Below are 21915 nucleotides of genomic sequence, written 5' to 3' on the forward strand. Positions count from 1 at the left end.
ACAGCTCGCAGGGAGGGCGGGCTCGTCTCGCGTGGCACGGAAGTGCGGTGCCCTGGGGAGAACGCTGCCTGGTCCCAGTGGACCGGCTCCGCCGTCACCGTCCACGTTTCCGGCGATCCTGCCGTGCCGATCACCATCCGATGCTTGGCCGACCCTCCGTTGTAGCACACGGCGGCCGGTCCGGGCGCGGTTCCAGACGAGGGGAAATCCATGCGCCAGAGACCACTCACACGGAGACCCGTGGCCCTGCTCTCCGTGTCCGCCGCCACGCTCGCCATGATGGTGGCCATCGGCGCCGACCCGGCCGCGGCGGCCGACACGATCACCTGCCGTGCCAGCGCGGGGGTCTTCTACACTCTCCCGGACACCCACCTGGACCTCGACCGTCACAACGAACCCGAGACCGGCGCCACCTCCTGGACAGGTCGGACGACGATCGGCTTCACGTGGACGGGCAAGACTCTCGCCGGTCCCGACGGCAGGCTGTACACCATCTCGGACAACGGTGACGTAACTCGTCAGCGCAGGCTCGCCACCGGCTGGGAAAACGGGGGCGTCGGCCAGAAGATCGCCACCGGCTGGAACGGCGTGACCCTGCCCCAGTACCGGAACCGCGTCACGGTCGACGCCACTGGTGACTTCTACTGGTCCCACGACAACATCCTCGCCTGGTTGCGCTACGACGAAACCACGAAGGCCTGGACGAGCCGGCTGATCGACACTGGCTGGACCCTGGCCAAGTACGACATGATCGTGGGCGCGGGCGCCGGCGTCTTCTACGCTCGCACGCCTGCCGGAGCGCTGTACCGCTTTCAATACGATCCCGCGAGCCAGCGATGGATCGAATACGCCACGCTGGTCGGGAGCGCCGGTTGGCAGAACTTCTCCCAGATCGCCTCCGCCGGCGGTGACGTGCTCTATGCGCTGGACAAGAACAACGGTCAGATCAAGTGGTACCGCTACCTCGGCAGCGGCAGCTGGACCGGCCCGAAGGTGGTCGGCACGATCGGCACGGATTACCAGCTGAGCGTCACGACCGACGACTGCAAGCTGGTCAACCCCGGCCTGCCGACACGCCCGGCCGTGCCGGTGACTCCCAGCCCGGCGACACTCCTCATCGAGGGCACCGAAGGCAAGATCCAGCACTTCTACGTCGACGACTTCGGCCGGCTCGTCCACGGGCGACAGCGCACCGACGACGTGACCATCGTGGAGTTCGCCGTCGTGCCGGGCTATCAAGAATTCACCGGTGTACCCGGCGCGGTACGGGCGTCGGACGACAGCCTGCAGGTCGCCGCACTCGGTCAGGACAGCGAGACCCGGTTCAGCAACCAGACCGCGGGAGCGACCGGCTGGCCGGCGCTGGCAGGTTTCGGAGGCTGGACCCCCGGTCCGGCCCGGCTCGTCGTACGTGACGGAGTGTCCTACGCGTTCGCTGTCGACGCGGGCGGGAAGCTCTGGGTCCGCCCGCAGGACTCCGCGAGCAAGCAGTTCCTGCCGTGGCGAGTGCTGCCGTCGACCGGATTGAGCCGGGACCTCACCGTCGTGCCGCAGCCGGACGGGATCGACGTTTTCGCCCGCACGACCGGAGGTCTCTACACGAAGGCGACTTACCTGGACGGTGCGCTGGGGGCGTGGGCCACCGTTCCGGGAACCGGCTGGACGACCACGGCCGCCGCGGTGGCCAACCCGGACAAGAACCTGCAGGTCTTCGCCGTCCAGCCGGATGGCGTGGTCGTGACCCAGCGCGAACTGAGTGGTGGATTCACCGGCACCTGGCAGCCGCTCGCCGGCGTCACCGCCGCCGGAGCGCCCGCGGCTGCGACAGATCCGGGTGGGACGGTCCACATCGCGGTCCGCGCCAACGACGGGTACGTCTACGTGACCGAGCAGGTTGCTCCGGGCAGCAGCGCGTACCGCGGCTGGCAGCGGCTGGCGGATTCCCGCACCGGTGCGTCGTACCAGAGTGTCACCGATCCGGCACTCGCGTCGCACAGCACCGGCGGTGTCGTCGTGGCTTTCCGTGATGCCGACGGGGTGTCGTACGTGTACTCGTCGACGGTTGCTGCCGGCCTGAGTACTCGTGCCGCCGGGGACAACCGCTCCGCGTTCGTGGGCGGTCCCGCGCCGAAGCCGAAGTTCTGACCGATCGGAAAGTCCTCGCGCGGTCCGGCGACCCGGGCCGCGCGAGGGTGCCCCGCGCCCGCGATCCGCCGTTCTCCCGATCTTCGAGGTGACCGTCGATGTCTGTCCGCTCGCGTTTCGCCCCCCGGCCACACGCCGGCCGAGCTCTGCTCGTGGTGCTGGTTCTCGCCCTCTTCGCTGGAGTCATCGGCCCCGCCGGGCGGTTCGATGCTCCCGGATCGCTCGACGACGTCGAACGACTGCAGGCCGCGATGGCCTTGTCGCCCAAGCAGAAGCCGGGCTCGGCCGACGGATATCAGGACGGTTCGGCCGGTACGGGCAATGTCGCGGGGCCGCGATCCCTGCAGTCCAAGTACCCGCCGATCACCAGCGCCGGTAGACCGGCGAGCGCGCCGGTGCGGGTGACCGCCGGCCCGACGAGCCGCACCGGGTTCGACCGCACGACCAGCAGAGAGCTTCCGGAGCGCCGCACCGCGAAGGAGCGCACTTTTGCCAACAGCGACGGCACATTGACGACCCAGTTCAACGCCGAGGACGTCAACTATCGGACAGCCGGCGGCAGCTACCAACCGATCGACACGACGGTGGTGCCCAGCATTGGTGGCGGCTGGCGCAACGCCGCCGATGCCGTCGGTCTCGAATTCGCGGCCACCGGGACCGGTTCCCCCCTGGTCGACGTCCGGCTCGACGCGGACCATGCTTTCGGGTATTCGGTCGCCCAGGCCGGTCCGTCTCCGGCCGTCGTCTCCGGGAGCACGCTCACGTATCCGGAGGTGCGGCCCGGCTCCGACGTAAGGCTCGACGTCGTTCCCGGTGGTTTCAAGGAGACGGTGGTGTTGGGGACGCCGGACGCGCCCCGGTCCTGGCTCTTCCCGCTCCGTCTGCAGGGACTTCGCCCGGCCGTGATCGAAGGCCGGGTCGCCCTTCTGGACGAGGCCGGCCGGGAACGCGCTCACATCCCTGCCGGCTTCATGACCGACGCTTCTCGCGACCCCCTCACCGGCGAACCCGCAACTTCGACCGGCGTGACTTACCGGATCATCGAACAGAAAAGCGGCCCGGTCCTCCAGGTGGACTTGGATACGAACTGGTTGACCGATCCCGCCCGCCGGTACCCCGTCGAAGTCGATCCCAGTGTCGACACCTCGACCGCCAATGCGAGCATGGTCGTCCAGGACGGCAGCAGGCTCGACGGCGGCTCCGAACTGAAGGCCGGGACGACGGGGTCGATCAAGGCCGCGAGCTACCTCGCCTTCGACGGGGTCCAGGACCGCCTGCGCAACCACAAGATCTTCGGCGCGTACCTCAACCTGGCCAACTCGTGGTCGTGGTCCTGTCAGCCCCGTCCGCTCACCGTTCACGCCGTTACCTCGCCCTGGGGCTCGAGCGGTGGCTACCCCGGTCCCGGGTTCGGACCCGCGCTCACGGACTCGTCCTTCGCCCACGGGTACATCGGCCGCGGGCAGACGCGATCGAGCTGTCCGGCCGCCTACGAGCTCTTGAACCTCGGCGACGCCGGGCGTGACCTGGTCCAACGCTGGGCCACGGGTGCACAACCGAACTACGGTCTGACCATCCGCGGCTCGGAGACGGACCCGTACGGCTGGAAGAAGTTCGCGGGCCACCGGACCGCCAACCCGCCGCAGCTCTATGTGACGCACTCGATCTACGACGCCGAGTACCGGATCGAATCGGCGACCGTCGACCCACCGGTGACGCGTTCCCAGAACGGGAAGATCAAGATCACGGTGACCAATCGCGGTGCCGAAACGTGGAACGCGAGCGGCTACGCACTGGGCTACCGGGCCTTCCGCACGTCGGGCGCGGTCGTCGCGTCCACCGAGGCAGCCTCTCTGCCCGGAGACGTCCCGCGCGGAGCATCGGTGACGCTCGAGGCGACCATCAAGGCGATCGAGCCGGGGGACTACCTCTTCGACTTCAGCATGCTCCGCCGTGGCGGCCCGTGGTTCACCGACGAGCAGATCGCTCCGATCAGGTTGGCGCTGAAGGTCGTCGACGTCCCACCGGTGGTCAAAGCCCAGTACCCGCCGAACGGCTATTCGGCGCCGACCTTGACCCCGCAGCTCTGGCTGGACGCGGTCGACGTCGACGCGCCACCGAACAGCTCCCTCAAGTACCGCTTCGAGATCTGCGAGAAGTACCAGCAGAACTCCGACGGCACGCAGACCGGAATCGGTTGCACGAACTCGGGCTACGTGCCGAAGCGGACCTGGACCGTGCCCGCCGGCGCTCTGCGCTGGAGCAAGGACTACCAGTGGCGTGCCTTCGCGTTCGACGGGACGTCCGAGAGCCAGCAGCTCCCGCCGAGTCACCTCCTGACCGCTGTACCGCAGCCGGAGATCACTTCGCACCTGGCCAATGCGCCTTACAGCGGCAGTCAGACGGACTTCGACCCGCAGACGGGGAACTACCATTCGAGCGCCGTCGACGCGACAGCAACTGTCACCGGGCCGGAACTTTCGATCGCCCGTACCTACAACAGCCTCGACCCGCGGCGCGACCTGCTCTTCGGCGCCGGCTGGTCCACCCGCTACGACATGCGCGTCACACCCGACGACGACGGATCCGGCAATGTCGTCGTCACCCTCGCCGACGGGCAGCAGATTCGTTTCGGGCGCAATGCGGACGGCTCGTTCGCGGCGCCGGAGGGACGGCCGGCGAACTTCCGCGCCGAGGTCGAAGGCGCCGGCGGTGGCTGGGTGCTGGTCGATCAGGAGCAGACCGCATACCGGTTCCGGCCCGACGGCCGCCTGATCGCCGTCTACGACCAGGCCGGTCGTTACGTCGAACTCGACTACGGCACGGTCGACCACCTGAAGCGGGTGATCAGCCGGACCAGTGACCGGATCTTCTACTTCACCTACAGCGGGAACCATGTTTCGTCGGTGAGCACGGACCTGGTCGACGGCAGGCAGCTCACGTGGAGCTACGGCTACGACGGCGACAAGCTGATCCAGGTCTGCGACCCGAACGGTGCGTGCACTCGCTACGACCAGGTCACCGGCTCGCACTACCGGAGCTCCGTCACGGATTCCCGGCCCGCGTCGTACTGGCGGCTCGGCGAGCCGGGCGGCACCGCCGCGGGCAGCCAGGTCACCACCAATCTCGGCAAGGACAAAGCCACCCTCCAGGACGTCACGCTGGGCGTGTCCGGAGCGATGGCCGAGTCGGCCGACACCGCGGCAGCGTTCAACGGGACCACGTCGACGATGACGGTGCCGGACGGGACGCTCCGCAAGAACCGCGATCTTTCCGTCGAGCTCTGGTTCAAGACCAGCCAGGGCGGTCCGCTGGCCGGTTACCAGAAGTCGGCACTGGGGACCACCTCGGCCACCGGAGTTCCGTTGCTCTACGTGGGCACCGACGGCAAGCTGCGTGGGCAGTTCTGGACCGGAACCGCGGCCCCCATCACCAGCGTCGGTACGGTCAACGACGACCAGTGGCACCACGTCGTGCTCTCGGGTTCCGTGGCGACGCAGGCGCTGTTCCTCGACGGCCGGAAAGTCGGCAGCCTCAACGGCGACATCACCCACGACGAATTGCTGTTCAACCAGATCGGCGCGGCCTACGCCAGTAGTCCGTCCGGCTGGCCGGCCTGGGGCACCTCGTCCCGGCGATACTTCTCGGGCCAGATCGACGAAGTCGCCTACTACGAGTACGCGCTGGGGCAGACTGCGGCTCAGGCGCACTTCCGTGCCCGGTCGGCGGCGGACTATCTTTCGGAGATCACGTTGCCGAGCGGGCGGACCGCCGCCCAGCTCCAGTACGACAAGGTCGCCGACCGGCTGAGCGAGTTCACGGACCGCAACGGCGGCCATTGGAAGATCGTGTCTCCGATCGTCACGGGCACCGCCACGAACATCGTGCGCACCGTCGCAGTCACGGATCCGGGCAACCGCCTGCACTTCTACGACTTCGACCCCGTCCGCGGCCGGATCCTGCGTTACGTCGCGCCGCTCGGCCTCGGCATTCGGCCGGAGGACCGGCGTGACGGGGTCGGCAATCCGGCGCCGCCGCCTGTCCCCGGCTGCCCGCCGGACGCGCCACCGGGCTTCTGCGGCGGCCCTGTCGGCGGGGGTACGTGGGTCGGCGGTCCGGTCATGGGCCTCGGCGTCAGGACCTATGACTACGACGACAAGGGTTTCCAGACCACCATCGGGGACGAACTGGGCAACGAGGTCGTCCTGACCCACGACGAGCAGGGGAACATCGTCGCGCGCAAGAGTTGCCGCATCGCTCCGGGCAATTGCCAGACGAGCTACTACACCTACTACGTCAACACGGCCGACTTCACCGACTCACGCAACAACAAGGTGCTGACGGCACGGGACGCGCGTTCGGCAAGCGCCGACGACCCGGCTTACGCGACGGTCTACACCTACACGGGCGGCATGGTCGCGGGGCTCTTGGAGTCGCAGACCACGCCCGACGGGGGTGTCGTCCGGCACGTCTACACGGACGGAACAGAAGCCGCGGTCGGCGGGGGCAACGCGCCCCGCGGGCTGATCGAGCAGACCACGGATCCTCGCGGCGGGGTGGTGCGCTACTCGTACTACCAGAACGGAGACCTGGCGAAGATCGTCAATGCCGCCGGACTCACGACCACCTTCACCTATGACGTCCTCGGTCGTAAGAAGACCGAGACGCAGGCCAGCGACTCCAACCCAGGCGGACTCACCACGACGTACGCCTACGACTCGCTTTCGCGTCAGGTGTCGATCACGAGCCCGGGCTCGGTCAACTCGATTACGGGAGTCACGCACACGGCACAGAAGGCGACCGCGTACGACGCCGACGGAAACGTCACCCGAGTGGAGGAACGAGACCTTACCGGTGGTGACCCGAGCCGGGTCACCACCACGGAGTACGACGCTTCGGGCCGCCCGAGCCGGGTGACGGATCCGGAAGGCGGAAGCCAGTTCGTCGGCTATGACGCCTTCGGCAACCGCACCTGGCTCGTCGATCCCGACGGTAACAAGTACGAGTACGCCTACACCGCGCGCAACGCCATCGCCGAAGTCCGGCTGCGGTCGTGGCACGGTCAGGCGACCGATGCCGCCACCGACGGTGGTGACGGTGACGGCGACGGCGTTCTCAAGGATTCGCTGGTCCTGCAGTCCTTCGCGTACGACTTCTCCGGACGGCTCGTTCGGCAGACGGACGCCATGGGACGGACGACCCGCTACCAGTACTACACCGACGACCGGCTGTGGAAGACGATCGCGGCCGACGTGGCCGATCCGGACAACCCGGCCGCCGCGAAACGCACCATCACCTTGAGCGAGCTGTCGTACGACGCAGCTGGGAACGTCGTGAAGGAGACGACACCGGGCGGCCGGATCACCACCTACGAGTACGACACGACCGGCCGCCGGAGTGCGCAGACCGCGGACCCCACCGGCCTTGCGAACCGGAGCGAGTTCACTTACTCGACCGCCGGGGACCTGACGAAGATCACGCACACCGGGTTGAGCTCCAACAGCTCGCTCATCGACCCCGGCCGAGTCGAGAGGACCGAATACGGCTACGACACCGCGGGCCGGAGGACCAGCGACACGGTTTACAACCGTCAGGCGGAAAAGTTCACCACCTCGTGGACGTTCGACCAGCGTGGCCTGGTCACCTCGGCCACCGACGCGCGGGGGAACCTCCCCGGCGCCGACCCGGCGCCTTTCACGACGACCTACGGCTACGACAAGCTCGGATTGCAGACCTCGGTGACCGGTGCGGCCGTGTCGGCGGAATCGGGAGGCGCGGCGCCTGTTCAGGTTCGCCCGCAGGTGACCGTCGGGTACGACACCTTCGGGCAGCGCACCGACGTCCGTGATCCGGCCGGGCAGGTGAGCACGACCCGCTACGACCGCGCGGGCCGGGTTGCCGAGTCGGCGTCTCCCGGGTATCGCAAGCCGGGCGAGGAGCAGAGCGCCAAGGCCGTCACGCGCACTCAGTACGACCCCGCGGGGAACGTCACCGCGACCATCGGGCCGCTCGGCGCCGTCACGCGCTACCGGTATGACCAGCTCGGCCGCCTGGTCGAGAAGATCGACCCGAAGGCCGACGCCGGCGAACAGGCGGGAGGCACCTGGCGGTACTCCTACACGGTCGCGGGTGATCAGCTGTCGATGACGGATCCGACCGGTGCCCGCACCGAGACGACATACGACGATCTCGCACGACCGATCACGCGAACCCAGCTCGAGAGGCGGCCGGAACCGGCGGCCTACACCACGAAACTGCGGTACGACGACGCCGGGAACCTGAAGACCACTACTTCGCCGACGGGGGAGGTGGAGCGGTACCAGTACGACGCGATCGGGCAACTGACGAGCAGGACCGACCCGGCCGACGTCGTGTCGCAGTTCGGGTACGACCTCGCCGGCAACCAGGTCCGCACCACCGACGGCCGCGGGCACACGGTCTTCCGGAGCATCGACCCGGCGGGGCGGAACACCGGGGTCTACGACCTGGATGCCGCGGGGCACATCCTGCGCAAGGCGTCCTCGGCCTACGACGCCGTCGGAAACCTGCTTTCGACGACCGATCCGTACAACCGGACCACTCGGTACGAGTACGACAACGCGTCGCAGCTCGTGAAGCAGCAGGAGCCGGTGTCGGCCACCGAAACGATCACGAGCACCTACGGCTACGACGCCGCCGGGCAGCAAACGCGCGTCACCGACGGGCGCGGGAACGCGACGATCCGGACCTACAACTCGCTCGGACTGCCCGAGTCGGTGATCGAACCCCCGACCGCCGCGGATCCGACGCCGGCGGAAAGGACGCGAACCACCGGCTACGACCTCGCCGGTGCACCCGTTTCACTTCTCGTTCCTGGCGCTGTCTCGAGGCAGCGGACTTACGACGCCTTGGGCAGGTTGACCGGGGAGACCGGCGCCGGCGCGGCCGAGCCGACGGCACCGCACCGGCGGAGCTACGACCTGGCGGGCCGGCTGCAGACCGTGGACACGCCTGGTGGTGACCGCGTCTTCACCTACAACGACCGAGGTGCGCTGCTGACCACCGCGGGGCCGGTCGGTGGCACTTCGACGTACCAGTACGACGGGGCAGGCCGCCTGCGGCAGCGCACCGACGCCGCGGGGACGGCTTCGTTCACCTACGACCGGGGCCGCCTCGCCACGCAGAGCGACAGTCTGACCGGCGTCACCCAGACCATCGGCTACGACGCGGCGGGCGCACCGGCGGAGGTCGGCTACGGCAACCGCAAGCGGACGATGGCTTACGACGACTTCGGCCGTCCGGCGTCGGACACGCTCAAGGCCGCGGACGGGAGCGTTCTCGCGTCCATCGGCTACGGGTACGACCTCAACGACCAGCTGACCTCGAAGAGCGCGGCCGGGTCAGCGGGCACGCAGGCGAACGCCTACGAATACGACTTCGCGGGGCGCTTGACTTCCTGGACCGCCAACGGGACCAAGACCCAGTACGGCTGGGACGCGGCGGGCAACCGGACTAAAGCCGGCGGCACGGTGTCGACGTTCGACGAGCGCAACCGCCAGTTGACCGAGGGCTCGGCGACGTTCACCTGGGAACCGCGAGGGACGCTCGCGTCTCGGACCGACTCGGCCGGCACGGTCGCGTCGGCCTTCGACGCCTTCGATCGCCAGACCAAGCACGGTGACGGCACCTACGCGTACGACGGCCTCGACCGGACGGTGAGCCGGAACGGGCAGAACTTCGAGTACGACGGCGATGGCCGGGACCTCGTCTCCGACGGCGCGAACGTGTTCGCTCGGGGCGTCGGTGGGGAGCTGCTGGCCCAGCGGACTGCCTCCGGCTCAAAGCAGCTGGCACTGACGGACACACATCTTGATGTCGTGGGAGGCCTCGACCCGGCTCCTTCGGGTGGGTTGACGGGATCGACGACGTACGGACCGTTCGGTGAGCGCGTCGCTTCGACCGGCACTTCGGGTTCGCTCGGCTATCAGTCGGACTACACGGACCCGGCGACCGGGGCCGTCGACATGGGCGCCCGCTGGTACACCCCGGGGACGGGAACGTTCACAGCCCGGGACGACATCGACCTGCCGAGCAGTCCCTCGATCGGGGGAAACCGTTACACGTACGGGAACGGAACGCCGCTCGGCACCGTCGATCCCGACGGTCACCTACCTTGGTACTGCTATACGGGCCTGGTCATGGGCGGCATCTGCGCGTGGTTCGACAATCACCCGATCCGATACCCGGACTCCAACCACGAACCGGAGCTTCAGCTCGCTCCGCCGAACCAGGGTTATGACCCGTTCAGTGCGTGGGACGTCTTTGGTGACGGCTGGGGGACCAGTACGAACCCAGGAACCGGTCCGGGCCGTGGCGGCCGTCCGGGAGCGGGCAAGGGGAAGGGCACGGGTGCGGGCCACGGTGGCCCGCCGGCGATCGATTACCGGGCCGCCGGTCAGACGGCGGCGAAGAACAACCCGTTGCCGGTGCCGAAGGCGGCGACGCAGCCGGTGTACGGCAGCAGTGGTGGGATCAAGCCGCCGGTGTCGTCGTCGCCGAACCTGCCGGCGTCGGCGGTGGCGGAGACGGTGGTCGGTGATCCGAACACACAGAAGATCACGCAGGCGGTGACGGGTCAGAACCCGGTGGTGCGGACGGTGGGACAGGCGCCGGTGTCCGAGCTGGCTCCGTCCGGGCCGGGCGAGGCGTCGGGGTTCGGAGGTCAGGTCAGTCAGCTGATGAACCTGATTCCGCTCAGCGGCCTGGGTGTGGTGTGGCGGCTGGCGACGGCGGACAGCTGGGCGGACGCCGGCCATCAGCTGCTCGATCTGGTCGGGTATGTCCCGGTCGCGGGCGAGGTGGCGGATGGCGCGAACGGGCTGTGGTACCTGGGCGAGGGCGACAACCTGAACGCTGGTCTCTCCGCAGCGGCAGCGATACCCTTCGTCGGCTGGGCTGCGGCAGCAGGCAAGGCCGCGAAACGTGTCGGCAAGGCAGCCGAAGAGGCAGGTGCCGCGGCCAAGGACCTGCCTCGGGTCGCGCCTCCGGGTAAAGCGCCCGAATCGCCGACGATCGATCTTGGCAACTACCGTGGCCGTTTCCAGGCGCAGCTGAGTCGGGATGGGCTCAAACGGCTGCCGTCGGACTGGGATGCGCATCACGCGATCCCCCAAGAGTATCGCAGCCATCCGGACTTCCAAGACTTTGACTTTGATGCTCCGTCCAACATGCGCGGCGTGCCAGGATCCAGGATGAACTCACGTGGTGCTAACGTGCACCAGGAGATTACCAACCAGTGGAAGTGGTTCAAGAACTTGAACCCGTATGCGACCCGGACGCAGATCGAAGAATTCGCTGCGCAAATAGACAGGGGGTACGGTGCCTACTACTGGCGAGAATCTAAATAACTGGGCTAGGGAAATGAACTCCCTGCTAACAAGCTTTGTTGAGTCATTTGAAAGTCGCTTTGGTTATCCGCCCGAGGATAATGAGGTGGCAGTATTGGAGGTGACGGCGGATAGTTCTCCGGTGGAGCTATTCGAAGTCGAAATGCCGCGGGATCTAGTCGACTTCTATGCCGTCATAGAAGAAGTGTCACTGCCCGACGTCGTCAACGGCTACTTTGTTCATTCGCTTGAACAGGTGGTTTCGGGTCTTCAGGGGCAGCAGCCGACTCGGTTGGTTGGTGCTGTGAGCGACGAAATCGTTGTCTTTGGGTCGAGCGGCGGCGGAGAACTCTTTGCCTTGAGTTCGAACGGTCGTGGAGTATATCGATTATCCGCTGGGGCTTTCTTGGAAACAGACTATGACGTTGATGAGGTCGGACTTTCTGTGGTGGCCACTGATTTATCGGGTTTTTTAGAATTCCTGCGTGACGAGTTGCAGGCAGCGATGGCAGGTTGAACCTAAGCCTGTTTGTGTCGACCTGTTCCGGATACGGCCTCGACGATCGACTGGTGGCGGAACCGTAACCTACTAGTGGCGGGGATGCGGTGTCCGGTGGTGGCCGTCCGGGAACGGGCAAGGATCCGAACACGCAGAAGATCACGCAGGCGGTGACGGGTCAGAACCCGGTGGTGCGGACAGTCGGCCAGGCGCCGGTGTCCGAGCAGGCTCCGTCCGGGCCGGGCGAGGGTTCGGGGTTCGGTGGCCAGGTCAGTCAGCTGATGAACCTGATTCCGCTCAGCGGTCTCGGAATGGCTTGGCGTTTGGTCACTGCGGACAGCTGGGCCGATGCGGGTCACCAGTTGCTCGATCTGGCTGGGTATGTCCCGGTCGCGGGCGAGGTGGCGGATGGCGCGAACGGGCTGTGGTACCTGGGCGAGGGCGACAACCTGAACGCTGGTCTCTCCGCAGCGGCAGCGGTCCCGTTCGTTGGTTGGGCGGCGGCCGCTGGAAAGACGGGCGCGCGGATAGGTAAGACTGCGGCCGGCGGCGCGCGCGAGGCCGGACAGGCGGTCGCAGGTGCCGGGCGAGCCGGTCTCCCCGGTTTGGCAGGTGGATCGCCGGGGCCGACGCTGTTTTATTACGCTGACGAAGCAGGTCAAGTGGGTATACGTGAGAGTGGTGAGTTACGTCCTTCCCTGAAGGCATCGAACCCGAAGGATGCCAAGTTTGGCGATGGCCAGTACTTCTCCGATATTACTCCAGGAACATTGTCGTGCGCTCAACTATCGCGTTGTTTCATTGGTATTCCGTTTCAGGGTTCAAGGTTCACTCATTATGTGGAGATTGACGTGAGGGGACTCAACGTAGTGAAGGGTCGTGACAACGTTTTTGTTGTGCCAGGAGATACGCCATTGGACATGACGCGCAGAATTGTAGGGTGGGGAAGGAACTAATGGTGGAGTATATCTAGGTCGAATGGCACAACCAGGTGCGCGAAGATCCAATCTTGCTGTACAGTGAGCTAGATGCCGAACGGTATGAAATCCGAAAGGTTGAGGTTTATCTCGATGGTCGGCACGACTGGGCTGGGCCTGAGGGGGCGATCGGCAATACCGTGCTCGGCGAACTTCCGGTGCCTGTCCTCGCCGAGATCGCTCGGCAAGCGGAGTTCACTCCAAAAATGATCGATCGCGATATTTTCGAAGCGGTGTGGAATCAGGCCACCGCTGGATGATGTCATCGCTGAATTGGGGCTGTCGGTCGACGGAAACCCGCTGGGTCTTCCTTGAATATGCAGCGGCCCGTTCGGGATGATCCCGTCTGTGTGGATCACGGTGCCCAGAACTGTTCGGCGCCATCGATCTCGACGGTCACCTGCCTGGTGCCGCTACGGCGGCTCATATTAGGGCATCTGCGCGTGGTTCCATGAGCGCCCGATCAACTATCCGGACTCTGTCCACGAACCGGAGCTTGAGCTCGCTCCGCTGGAGGTCGGCAAGGCTGCTGAGGAGGCTGACGACGCCGCCGAGGCGGCTGCCAAGCAGGCTGGGCGTGGGCCACGTGAGCCCAGGGATGCCGATTTCTGTGGCGGGTTCCCGGGGTTGCAGGGAACGCGGGTTCCACTCTCCGGCTGGAATTACGTCATAACTGGAATAGGGTTGACATGCTCAGAGGGAAAACTGGTTGATGGTGAACCATTTATTTTCCTTCTATCCGAAATGAGGTTCGATTAGCGAGGCTGTTGCCAGTGTTTACGGTCGCCGTGGTAATCACGCCTTGGTTCAGCTTGAGGAGTGCAAGTATCCGGGTCTTTGGTGCAGGATGACTCCTTGAAGCAGTTGTAGTTCGTAGTCGATGAACTAGTGATCTGCGAGAGCAATGTCAGGATGGTGACCTTGGCGAGGCTCTCGGTGAGATCGTTGCGGTTGTCAAGAGTCAACTGGCCCCCTATGAAGTGATGATGCGCGACGCGGAGCTTCGCTTACCGTATTGAGTAGGTCAATCCGCGTTGGCGGCGAGATTCTCTGTCTGCACGAGTTTGTCGGACGCTTGACACGATTGTCGAACCGGAACTGAAGCGACGTACCTTCGAATGAGGTATGAGGCACCGGGCTCGACCGCCGGGCCTCGAGCTGGTTCTCGCGCTGGCGGATTGGTAGCCGAGTGGAATTCACGCCCATGAGATCAGCGGGAAGATCCTCCAAGCGGCTTGGCTGGTCGTCGGGATGCTGCGATGAATAGTCAGATCCAGCTCGGTGTTGTTCCCGAGGAAGTTGGGATCGCGCCATCACCTGCAGGTCAGGACGGTGATGCGCCTTGGTTCTGATTAGATAAGGTGCGGTGTCGCATGGGCTACCAGCCGAGCGAGGCCCGCTGGATCTTCACCGGGTGCGCCGGTGCGCCGTCGAGGGGGCCGTTCGGGTCGGTGGGGATGATCCCGTCCGCCACCATGTGGTCGATCGCCGACATGCCGCGCACGACGGTTCCCAGCACCGAGTAGCTGGCCGGGATGTTCGCGAAGGAATGCACGATGAAGAACTCGGACCCGTTCGTCCCCGGCCCCTGGTTCCCCATGGCCACGGTCCCGCGCGGGTAGGTCTCCGCACCTGTGACCTCGTCTGGGAACTTGTAGCCCGGACCGCCCTTCTCGACTTCGTAGATGTCGCCGCACTGCAGGACGCCGAGGCGGGCGGAGTTCGACAGCCGCCAGCACTGCGAACGGTCGTAGAACCGCTGGGCGATCAGCGAAACCATGTTGTGCACCGCGCAGGGCGCCGCCCCGGCGCGGTTCAGCCGCACCGTCACCGGGCCGTAGTTGAAGCGGAAGGTCACGTCGACGGTCCCGCGCGTCAGCGCGAACGGCAGCGGGCGCACCACCGGCCGGGCGGCGGGGTTGTCGGGTGTCGGGGTGAACGAACACCGGGTCACTACCGGAGACGCCGATGCCGTGGCCGGCGCCACCAGCAACGCACCCAGCACACCGACGAGGGCCAGACCCCAGCGCAGCTTCATGCCCCGGGACGTTAGCCGTTCACCGACTACTTGCGCCAGGCCGTGCGCTGCTTGCGGATGTCCAGCACGAGCAGCAGGATCAGGAACAGCGAGAGGCCGACGAGCCAGACGTTCTCGGTGTTGTTCTCGTGGTTGCCCTTGATCATCACCAGCAGGATGATCGCGCTGAGCCAGCCGGCGATCCGGGTGGCCTTCGGGAACGACCCGTGCCAGCCCCAGGCGGCGGACGGTTCGTCGCGGGGGTCGACCTCGGGCCGCTTCTCGACCGCCTTGCCTGCCACGATGAACTCCTCAAGACCCTTGAACCACGGACGCCCAGATGATCCCACACCTCCGGGCGCGCCGCGGACACGGCCCGCGTGGTGGTGGCCACTCGTGAGAGCCCGCGGATCGGGTGCTGTGGAGCGCTGAGGACTCCGGCCCACCCGAGGGAACCTCCGGGCGCACCGCGGACGCGGACGGGGTGCCGCGGACCGCGCCGAGGACCCCGGCCCACCCGAGGGCAACCTCCGGGTCCGCAGGCGAGATGCCCCCGCGTGGTGGCGGCCAGCCACGGGAGCCGCGGACCGGGCACGTGCGGGGTGTCGCTGACCGGGCGGAGACGGCCTTCCGCTGGCGTCGGCGACCCAGGCCCGCCCGAGGGAACCTCCGGGCGCACCGCGGACGCGGACGGGGTGCCGCGGACCGCGCCGAGGAGCGCCGAGGACCCCGGCCCACCCGAGGGCAACCTCCGGGTGCGCCACAGAGACGCCCCGCGCGACAATGACCCGCGATGACTACCTCGCGAAGCGTTCTCGTGCTCGGCTCGACCGGGTCCATCGGTGTGCAGGCCCTCGACGTCGCCGCGCGCAACCCGCATCTCTTCCGGGTGGCCGGGATCGCCGCGGGTGGCGCCGACCCCGCCGCGCTCGCCGGGCAGGCGCTCGCCCATGGTGTCGAAGCCGTCGCCGTGACCAAGGCCACCGCCGCCGAGGACGTTCAGCTCGCGCTCTACGCCGAAGCGCAGAAGCGCGGCTACAACCAGGGCGACTTCAAGCTCCCGCGGCTCTTCGCGGGCTCCGACGCCGTCACCGACCTCATCGACGCCGTGCCCGTCGACACCGTCCTCAACGCCCTGCCCGGCTCGCGCGGCCTCGAGCCGACGCTCAAGGCGCTCGCCACCGGCGCCACCCTCGCGCTCGCGAACAAGGAGTCGCTCATCGCCGGCGGGCCGCTGGTGCTCGCCGCCGCGAAGCCCGGGCAGCTCGTGCCGGTCGACTCCGAGCACTCGGCGATCGCGCAGGCGCTACGAGCGGGGCACAAAACCGAGGTCGCCCGGCTCGTGCTCACCGCTTCGGGCGGCCCCTTCCGCGGCCGCAAGCGCGCTGAGCTCGCCGACGTCACCGTCGAGCAGGCCATGGCCCACCCGACCTGGTCGATGGGCCCGCTGATCACGATCAACTCCTCGACCCTGGTCAACAAGGGCCTGGAGCTGATCGAGGCGGCGCTGCTCTTCGACATCGCGCCGGAGAAGATCGACGTCACCGTGCACCCGCAGTCGATCGTGCACTCGATGGTGACCTTCACCGACGGCTCGACGATCGCCCAGGCCAGCCCGCCGGACATGCGGCTGCCGATCGCGCTCGCGCTGCACTGGCCCGACCGCGTGCCCGGCGCCGCCGCCGCGTGCACCTGGGACAAGGCCGCGACCTGGACTTTCGAGCCGCTGGACGACGACGCCTTCCCGGCCGTCGAGCTCGCCCGGCACTGCGGCACCGTGGGCGGTTGCCTGCCCGCCGTCTACAACGCCGCGAACGAAGAGCTCGTCGCGGCGTTCCTGGCGCAGAACGCCCGCTTCACGTCGATAGTGGACACTGTTTCCGAGGTGGTGGGAGCCGCCGACGAATGGCGTCGCGAACCACGCGACGTCGAGGACGTTCTCGCGGCCGAGCGCTGGGCTCGCGCCCGGGCCGGTTCGATCATCGAGGGGAAGTAGCGGGTGCTCGCCTACATCATCGGTGTGGTGCTCTTCGCGCTGGGGATCTGCGTCTCCGTCGCGCTGCACGAGGCCGGCCACATGGTCACCGCGAAGGCCTTCGGCATGAAGGTCCGCCGGTACTTCGTGGGCTTCGGCCCCACGGTGTTCTCGTGGCGCCGCGGGGAGACCGAATACGGCCTGAAGTGGATCCCGCTCGGCGGGTTCTGCGACATCGCCGGCATGACCGCGCTCGACGAGGTGACGCCGGACGAGGCGCCGCGCGCGATGTGGCGGTTCAAGACCTGGAAGCGCACGGTCGTCATGAGCGCCGGGTCCGTCACCCACTTCATCCTCGGCTTCGTCGTGCTCTACCTGATGGCCGTGACGATGGGGCTGCCGAACCTGGCGCCCACCTCGACCGAGCCGATCCTGGCCTCGACGTCGTGCGCCCGGTCGACCACGACCGAGGAGCAGGCCAAGGACACCAGCTGCCCGGCGGGCGCGCCGACCCCGGCCAAGTCGGCGGGTCTGCTGCCCGGCGACAAGATCGTCTCCGTCGGCGGGAAGCCGATCGCGACCTGGGACGAGATGCTCGCCGCCGTGCAGGCCACCAGCGGCCCGACGCCGTTCCAGGTGCTGCGCAACGGCCAGACGCTGAACCTGACCGTCGACGTGCCCAAGGTGCAGCGCTGGACCAGCGCCGGCGTCAAGAGCGTCGGCATGATCGGCGCGTCCGCACAGGCCCCGGCGCTGACCACGCAGTACGGCCCGGTCGCCGCGGTCGGCGCCACCTTCAGCTTCACCGGCACGATGTTCGCCGAGACGGCGCAGCGGCTCGTGGAGTTCCCCGAGCGCATCCCCGCCGTCGTCACCGCGATCTTCGGCGGCGAGCGCGACCCGAACACCCCGGTCAGCGTCGTCGGCGCGAGCCGGATCGGCGGCGAGGCCGTCGAGCGGGGCATCTGGGTGCTGTTCTTCTTCCTGCTGGCCAGCCTGAACTTCTTCATCGGCGTGTTCAACCTGCTGCCGCTGCTCCCGCTCGACGGCGGGCACATCGCGGTGGTCTGGTACGAGCGCGTCCGCGACTGGATCCGCGCGCGCCGCGGCAAGGTGGCCGGCGGGCCCGTCGACTACACCAGGTTGTCCGGGATCACGATGGTCCTGGTGCTCATCGGCGGTGCGGTCACGCTACTCACGGTGACTGCGGACATCGTCAACCCGATTCGCTTGCAGTAGCGCCCCGCCACGGAGGGGTTCCGGCCCCTCTGTGGCGTGCCGCACACGCCGTAATGCTGCTCACCGCGACGGTTGACTTGGTGCGGGTGGCCCGGTCGGGGTAGGTACGCTGGAGGCCGTGACCGTCGCACTCGGTATGCCAGCCCTGCCCCCGCCCGTCCTGTCCGAGCGCCGCAAGACCCGCCAGCTCCAGGTGGGCCCGGTCGGTGTCGGCAGCGAGCACCCGATCTCCGTCCAGTCGATGACCACGACGCTCACCTCCGACGTCAACGCGACCCTGCAGCAGATCGCGGAGCTGACCGCGGCGGGCTGCGACATCGTCCGGGTGGCGTGCCCGTCGGCCGACGACGCCGAGGCGCTGCCCGCGATCGCGCGCAAGTCGCAGATCCCGGTGATCGCCGACATCCACTTCCAGCCCAAATACGTGTTCGCCGCGATCGAGGCCGGCTGCGCCGCGGTGCGGGTGAACCCGGGCAACATCCGCAAGTTCGACGACCAGGTCAAGGAAATCGCGCAGGCGGCGAAGGACCACGGCACACCGATCCGGATCGGCGTCAACGCGGGTTCGCTGGACAAGCGTCTGCTTGAGAAGTACGGCAAGGCGACGCCGGAAGCGCTGGCGGAGTCGGCGTTGTGGGAGGCGTCGTTGTTCGCCGAGCACGACTTCCACGACATCAAGATCTCGGTGAAGCACAACGACCCGGTGGTCATGGTGCGTGCCTACGAGATCCTCGCGGAGCAGTGCGACTATCCGCTGCACCTCGGGGTGACCGAGGCGGGTCCGGCGTTCCAGGGCACGATCAAGTCGGCGGTGGCGTTCGGGGCGTTGCTGCGGCAGGGGATCGGGGACACGATCCGGGTGTCGTTGTCGGCGCCGCCGGTCGAAGAGGTCAAGGTCGGTATCCAGATCCTGCAGTCGTTGAACTTGAAGCAGCGGAAGCTGGAGATCGTGTCGTGCCCGTCGTGCGGGCGCGCGCAGGTTGACGTGTACACGCTGGCTGAGCAGGTCACCGCGGGGCTGGAGGGGATGGAGATCCCGCTGCGCGTGGCTGTCATGGGCTGCGTTGTCAACGGCCCGGGCGAGGCCCGCGAGGCCGACCTGGGTGTCGCGTCGGGCAACGGCAAGGGCCAGATCTTCGTGAAGGGTGAGGTCATCAAGACCGTGCCGGAGCACGCGATCGTCGAGACGTTGATCGAAGAGGCCATGCGCATCGCCGAGGAGGCCGGGGAGTCCCTCGGCCAGGGCGAGCCCGTGGTCACCGCTGGCTGAGCTGCTGACGGACGACGCTCTGGAGGCGTCGTCCGTCGTCGCCAACCGTGCGATGAACCGCGAACGGCGGTTGGCCGGGCGCGACGGTTATTCGCGGGTCCTCGGGTTCGACATCCTGGGCCTGCCGCCGGGCGCGCGCTGGCTGGACCTCTGCTGCGGCAGCGGGCGCGCGCTCCTGGACGCGGCCGCCGTCCGGCCCGACCTCGACATCACCGGCGTCGACCTGGTCGGGTACTTCGCGGCGGCCGGACCGGTCCGGTTCGTGACGGCGTCGATCACGGCGTGGGAGCCCACCGCCCGGTTCGACCTCGTCACCTGCGTCCACGGGCTGCACTACGTCGGCGACAAGCTGGGCGCGCTGCTGCGGGCGGCGTCCTGGCTGAGCGAAGACGGCGTGTTCGTGGCGAACTTCGACGTCTCCGGCGTTCAGCTGGCCGGTGGCGCACGGCGGGTGCTGCCCGCCCTGCGAGAGGCGGGTTTCGCCTACGACTCGCGGACCCGCCGGATCCGGCGCACCGGCCCGTTCACCGGGACCCTGCCCTTCCGCTACCTCGGCGCGGACGACCGGGCCGGCCCCAACTACACGGGCCAGCCGGCCGTCCACTCCCACTACTCAGCCCTGTAGGTGGTGCTGGGCGGCGTCGCGGATCTGCAGCCGGACGTTCTCCAGCGCGGCCGCGACCTCGTCGATCTGCTGGGAGGCCAGCTGGATCGAGCCTTGGATCGCGGTCGCGGTCGACGTCTCCCCGAGCAGGCCCATCACCTGGGCCTGCAGGTCTTCGAGGTCGCTCTTCGTGGCGAGCGCGATGCCGGTGGGCACCTGGTCGGCGAGCAGCTCCAGCTGCTGCGCCTGCTCCTGGATCGTCATCGGGGGTTCCTTCCGCGGGGGGACGCACCTTCCGTGTTAGCAGAAACCCGAACTGTCGGTGGTGACGTTTACGCTGGTTTCGTGAGCGTGACCTGGGCCGTCCGGCAGCCGCACCCGGTGGTGCGGCCCCTGGTCACGCGCTATGTCGGGTACGCGCAGGACGACGTCACGCTGCCGGTGCACCGCGGGCTGCCGTCCCGGCACGTGACGCTGGTCATCAGCCTGGCCGGGCCGGTGCGGATGGCCGGGCGCAGCCTGCAGGCGCTGGTCGGCGGGCTGCACACCCGCGCGGTGCTGATCCGGCAGGACCGCGTGCAGGAGGGGCTGCAGCTGGAGCTCGACCCGCTGGGCGTGCGCACGCTCTTCGGCGTCACCGCGGCGGAGCTGAGCGGCGAGGTGGCCGACCTCGCCGACTTCGGCCTCGGCTCGCTGGCGGCGCGGTTGGCCGAGCTGCCCACGTGGGCGGAGCGGTTCACGCTGCTCGACGACGTCCTGGCCGCCCGGGCCGTCGAGCCGGTGGCGGCGCCACCCGAGCTGGGGGAGGCGTGGCGCCGGATGCGCGGCGCCGACGGGCAGGTGCGCGTCGCCGACCTCGCCGGCGAGGTCGGCTGGAGCCGCCGTCACCTCGGGGAGCGCTTCCGCACGGAGCTGGGCCTGGCGCCGAAGCAGGCGGCGCGGGTGCTTCGGTTTGAGCGGGCCACGCGGCTGCTGCGGCAAGGGCAGAGCGACCTGGCCGCGCTGGCCGTCGAGTGCGGGTTCTACGACCAGGCGCACCTGAGCAATGAGTGGCGCGCGCTGGCCGGGTGCACGCCGGGCACCTGGATCGCCGAGGAGCTCCCGTTCCTCCAAGACGAGGAGGTGGGCGCGGGGCAAGACTCCCGGGTATGACTCCTGAACCGAACGTCTGGCCCGCCCTGCGTTACGACGACGCCCCGGCGGCCGTCCGCTTCCTCGTCGACGTCCTGGGCTTCACCGAAACGCTGGTGGTGCCCGAGGGCGACCTGATCGCGCACGCCGAGCTGCGCTGGCCCGAGGGCGGCGCGGTGATGCTGGGCAGCGTCCGCGGCCCGGACGGCGTCCACGACGCGATGAAGCCGGGCACGGGCGCGGTGTACGTCGTGTCGGACAAGGTCGACGAGATCCACGACCGCGTCAAGCGGTCCGGCGCGGAGATCACGGCGCCGCTGACGGACACCGACTACGGCTCCCACACGTTCAGCCTCCGCGACCCGGAGGGCAACGCGTGGACGATCGGCAGCTACCGCGGCGCCTGAGGAGCCCCGCTACCGCACCGGCCGCTCGAAGGTGACCAGCAGTCCGTCGACGCCACCGGGCCCGACGCGGCCCTTCACCTCCGCCGAAGTGATGGCCTTCAGCTGCCAGCCGTCCTCCGCGTGGTCGTTGAGCAGTTTCTCGAGCTTGTCGCCCGACATCTTGCCGCCGAGGAGCTTTTCCCGGACCTCGACGACCTTGTACGTGTAGCGCTGCATGCTCCCGATTCTGCTCGCGCGGCGCGGCGCCGGCCGTTCATCTGAGCGTGTCCGGGGCCTCGCGTTCCGT

At 68.0% G+C, this 21915-nt stretch carries 14 protein-coding genes and 1 pseudogene; 11 read left to right on the plus strand and 4 right to left on the minus strand.

Going from position 1 to position 21915, the window contains the following annotated elements; genetic code table 11:
* The first annotated feature begins 240 nt into the window (after positions 1-240).
* From ACZ63E_RS33910 to ACZ63E_RS33930, 5 genes and pseudogenes are all read left to right on the plus strand, one after another.
* Positions 241-2145 (plus strand): tachylectin-related carbohydrate-binding protein, encoded by a 1905-nt coding sequence (locus ACZ63E_RS33910; protein WP_465340290.1) that lies wholly within the window; start codon positions 241-243, stop codon positions 2143-2145.
* A gap of 98 nt (positions 2146-2243) precedes the next feature.
* Positions 2244-11531: an RHS repeat-associated core domain-containing protein gene (locus tag ACZ63E_RS33915; protein ID WP_465340291.1), complete on the plus strand. Its 9288-nt coding sequence runs from the start codon at positions 2244-2246 to the stop codon at positions 11529-11531.
* A 13-nt stretch (positions 11532-11544) separates the two neighbouring features.
* Positions 11545-12027, plus strand: a complete 483-nt coding sequence (locus tag ACZ63E_RS33920; protein ID WP_465340292.1) for a hypothetical protein — start codon at positions 11545-11547, stop codon at positions 12025-12027.
* Positions 12028-12116: 89 nt separating this feature from the next.
* Positions 12117-12965, plus strand: a complete 849-nt coding sequence (locus tag ACZ63E_RS33925; protein ID WP_465340293.1) for an HYD1 signature containing ADP-ribosyltransferase family protein — start codon at positions 12117-12119, stop codon at positions 12963-12965.
* 29 nt (positions 12966-12994) lie between these two features.
* Positions 12995-13246 (plus strand): annotated as a pseudogene (locus ACZ63E_RS33930) (DUF6881 domain-containing protein); the annotation flags it as partial.
* Between the two features lie 1118 nt (positions 13247-14364).
* Here the strand turns inward: ACZ63E_RS33930 and ACZ63E_RS33935 are convergent.
* On the minus strand, positions 14365-15024 hold the full coding sequence (locus ACZ63E_RS33935; RefSeq protein ID WP_465340294.1) for a peptidylprolyl isomerase: 660 nt from the start codon (positions 15022-15024) through the stop codon (positions 14365-14367).
* A gap of 26 nt (positions 15025-15050) precedes the next feature.
* Positions 15051-15305 (minus strand): DUF2631 domain-containing protein, encoded by a 255-nt coding sequence (locus ACZ63E_RS33940; protein WP_465310672.1) that lies wholly within the window; start codon positions 15303-15305, stop codon positions 15051-15053.
* Between the two features lie 491 nt (positions 15306-15796).
* On the opposite strand from ACZ63E_RS33940, the gene dxr reads away from it, so the two are divergent.
* The 4 genes from dxr to ACZ63E_RS33960 all read left to right on the plus strand — a co-directional run bounded on the left by dxr (position 15797) and on the right by ACZ63E_RS33960 (position 20112).
* A complete protein-coding gene (dxr, locus tag ACZ63E_RS33945) occupies positions 15797-16999 on the plus strand; it encodes a 1-deoxy-D-xylulose-5-phosphate reductoisomerase (RefSeq protein WP_465340295.1) in 1203 nt (400 codons plus the stop codon).
* A 3-nt stretch (positions 17000-17002) separates the two neighbouring features.
* The gene (locus tag ACZ63E_RS33950; protein WP_465340296.1) at positions 17003-18217 is read left to right on the plus strand and encodes a M50 family metallopeptidase; all 1215 of its coding nucleotides are present in this window, start codon (positions 17003-17005) and stop codon (positions 18215-18217) included.
* Between the two features lie 118 nt (positions 18218-18335).
* Positions 18336-19487, plus strand: a complete 1152-nt coding sequence (gene ispG / locus ACZ63E_RS33955; RefSeq protein WP_465310675.1) for a flavodoxin-dependent (E)-4-hydroxy-3-methylbut-2-enyl-diphosphate synthase — start codon at positions 18336-18338, stop codon at positions 19485-19487.
* A 52-nt stretch (positions 19488-19539) separates the two neighbouring features.
* Complete coding sequence (locus ACZ63E_RS33960; RefSeq protein WP_465340297.1) at positions 19540-20112, plus strand: class I SAM-dependent methyltransferase; 573 nt, start codon at positions 19540-19542, stop codon at positions 20110-20112.
* Here ACZ63E_RS33960 and ACZ63E_RS33965 read toward each other — a convergent pair.
* Complete coding sequence (locus tag ACZ63E_RS33965) at positions 20101-20355, minus strand: hypothetical protein (protein WP_247062465.1); 255 nt, start codon at positions 20353-20355, stop codon at positions 20101-20103. The genes ACZ63E_RS33960 and ACZ63E_RS33965 overlap by 12 nt on opposite strands.
* A gap of 81 nt (positions 20356-20436) precedes the next feature.
* Here ACZ63E_RS33965 and ACZ63E_RS33970 point away from each other — a divergent pair, with 81 nt between their 5' ends.
* Both ACZ63E_RS33970 and ACZ63E_RS33975 read left to right on the plus strand, forming a co-directional pair.
* Positions 20437-21243 (plus strand): helix-turn-helix domain-containing protein, encoded by an 807-nt coding sequence (locus ACZ63E_RS33970; RefSeq protein ID WP_465340298.1) that lies wholly within the window; start codon positions 20437-20439, stop codon positions 21241-21243.
* Positions 21240-21629: a VOC family protein gene (locus tag ACZ63E_RS33975; protein WP_465310678.1), complete on the plus strand. Its 390-nt coding sequence runs from the start codon at positions 21240-21242 to the stop codon at positions 21627-21629. Before ACZ63E_RS33970 ends, ACZ63E_RS33975 begins: the two co-directional genes overlap by 4 nt.
* A gap of 9 nt (positions 21630-21638) precedes the next feature.
* On the opposite strand, the gene ACZ63E_RS33980 is transcribed toward ACZ63E_RS33975, so the two are convergent.
* Complete coding sequence (locus tag ACZ63E_RS33980; RefSeq protein WP_465310679.1) at positions 21639-21845, minus strand: DUF4177 domain-containing protein; 207 nt, start codon at positions 21843-21845, stop codon at positions 21639-21641.
* Positions 21846-21915: the final 70 nt, after the last annotated feature.

This window comes from Amycolatopsis sp. NPDC104819 (genome assembly GCF_055583145.1).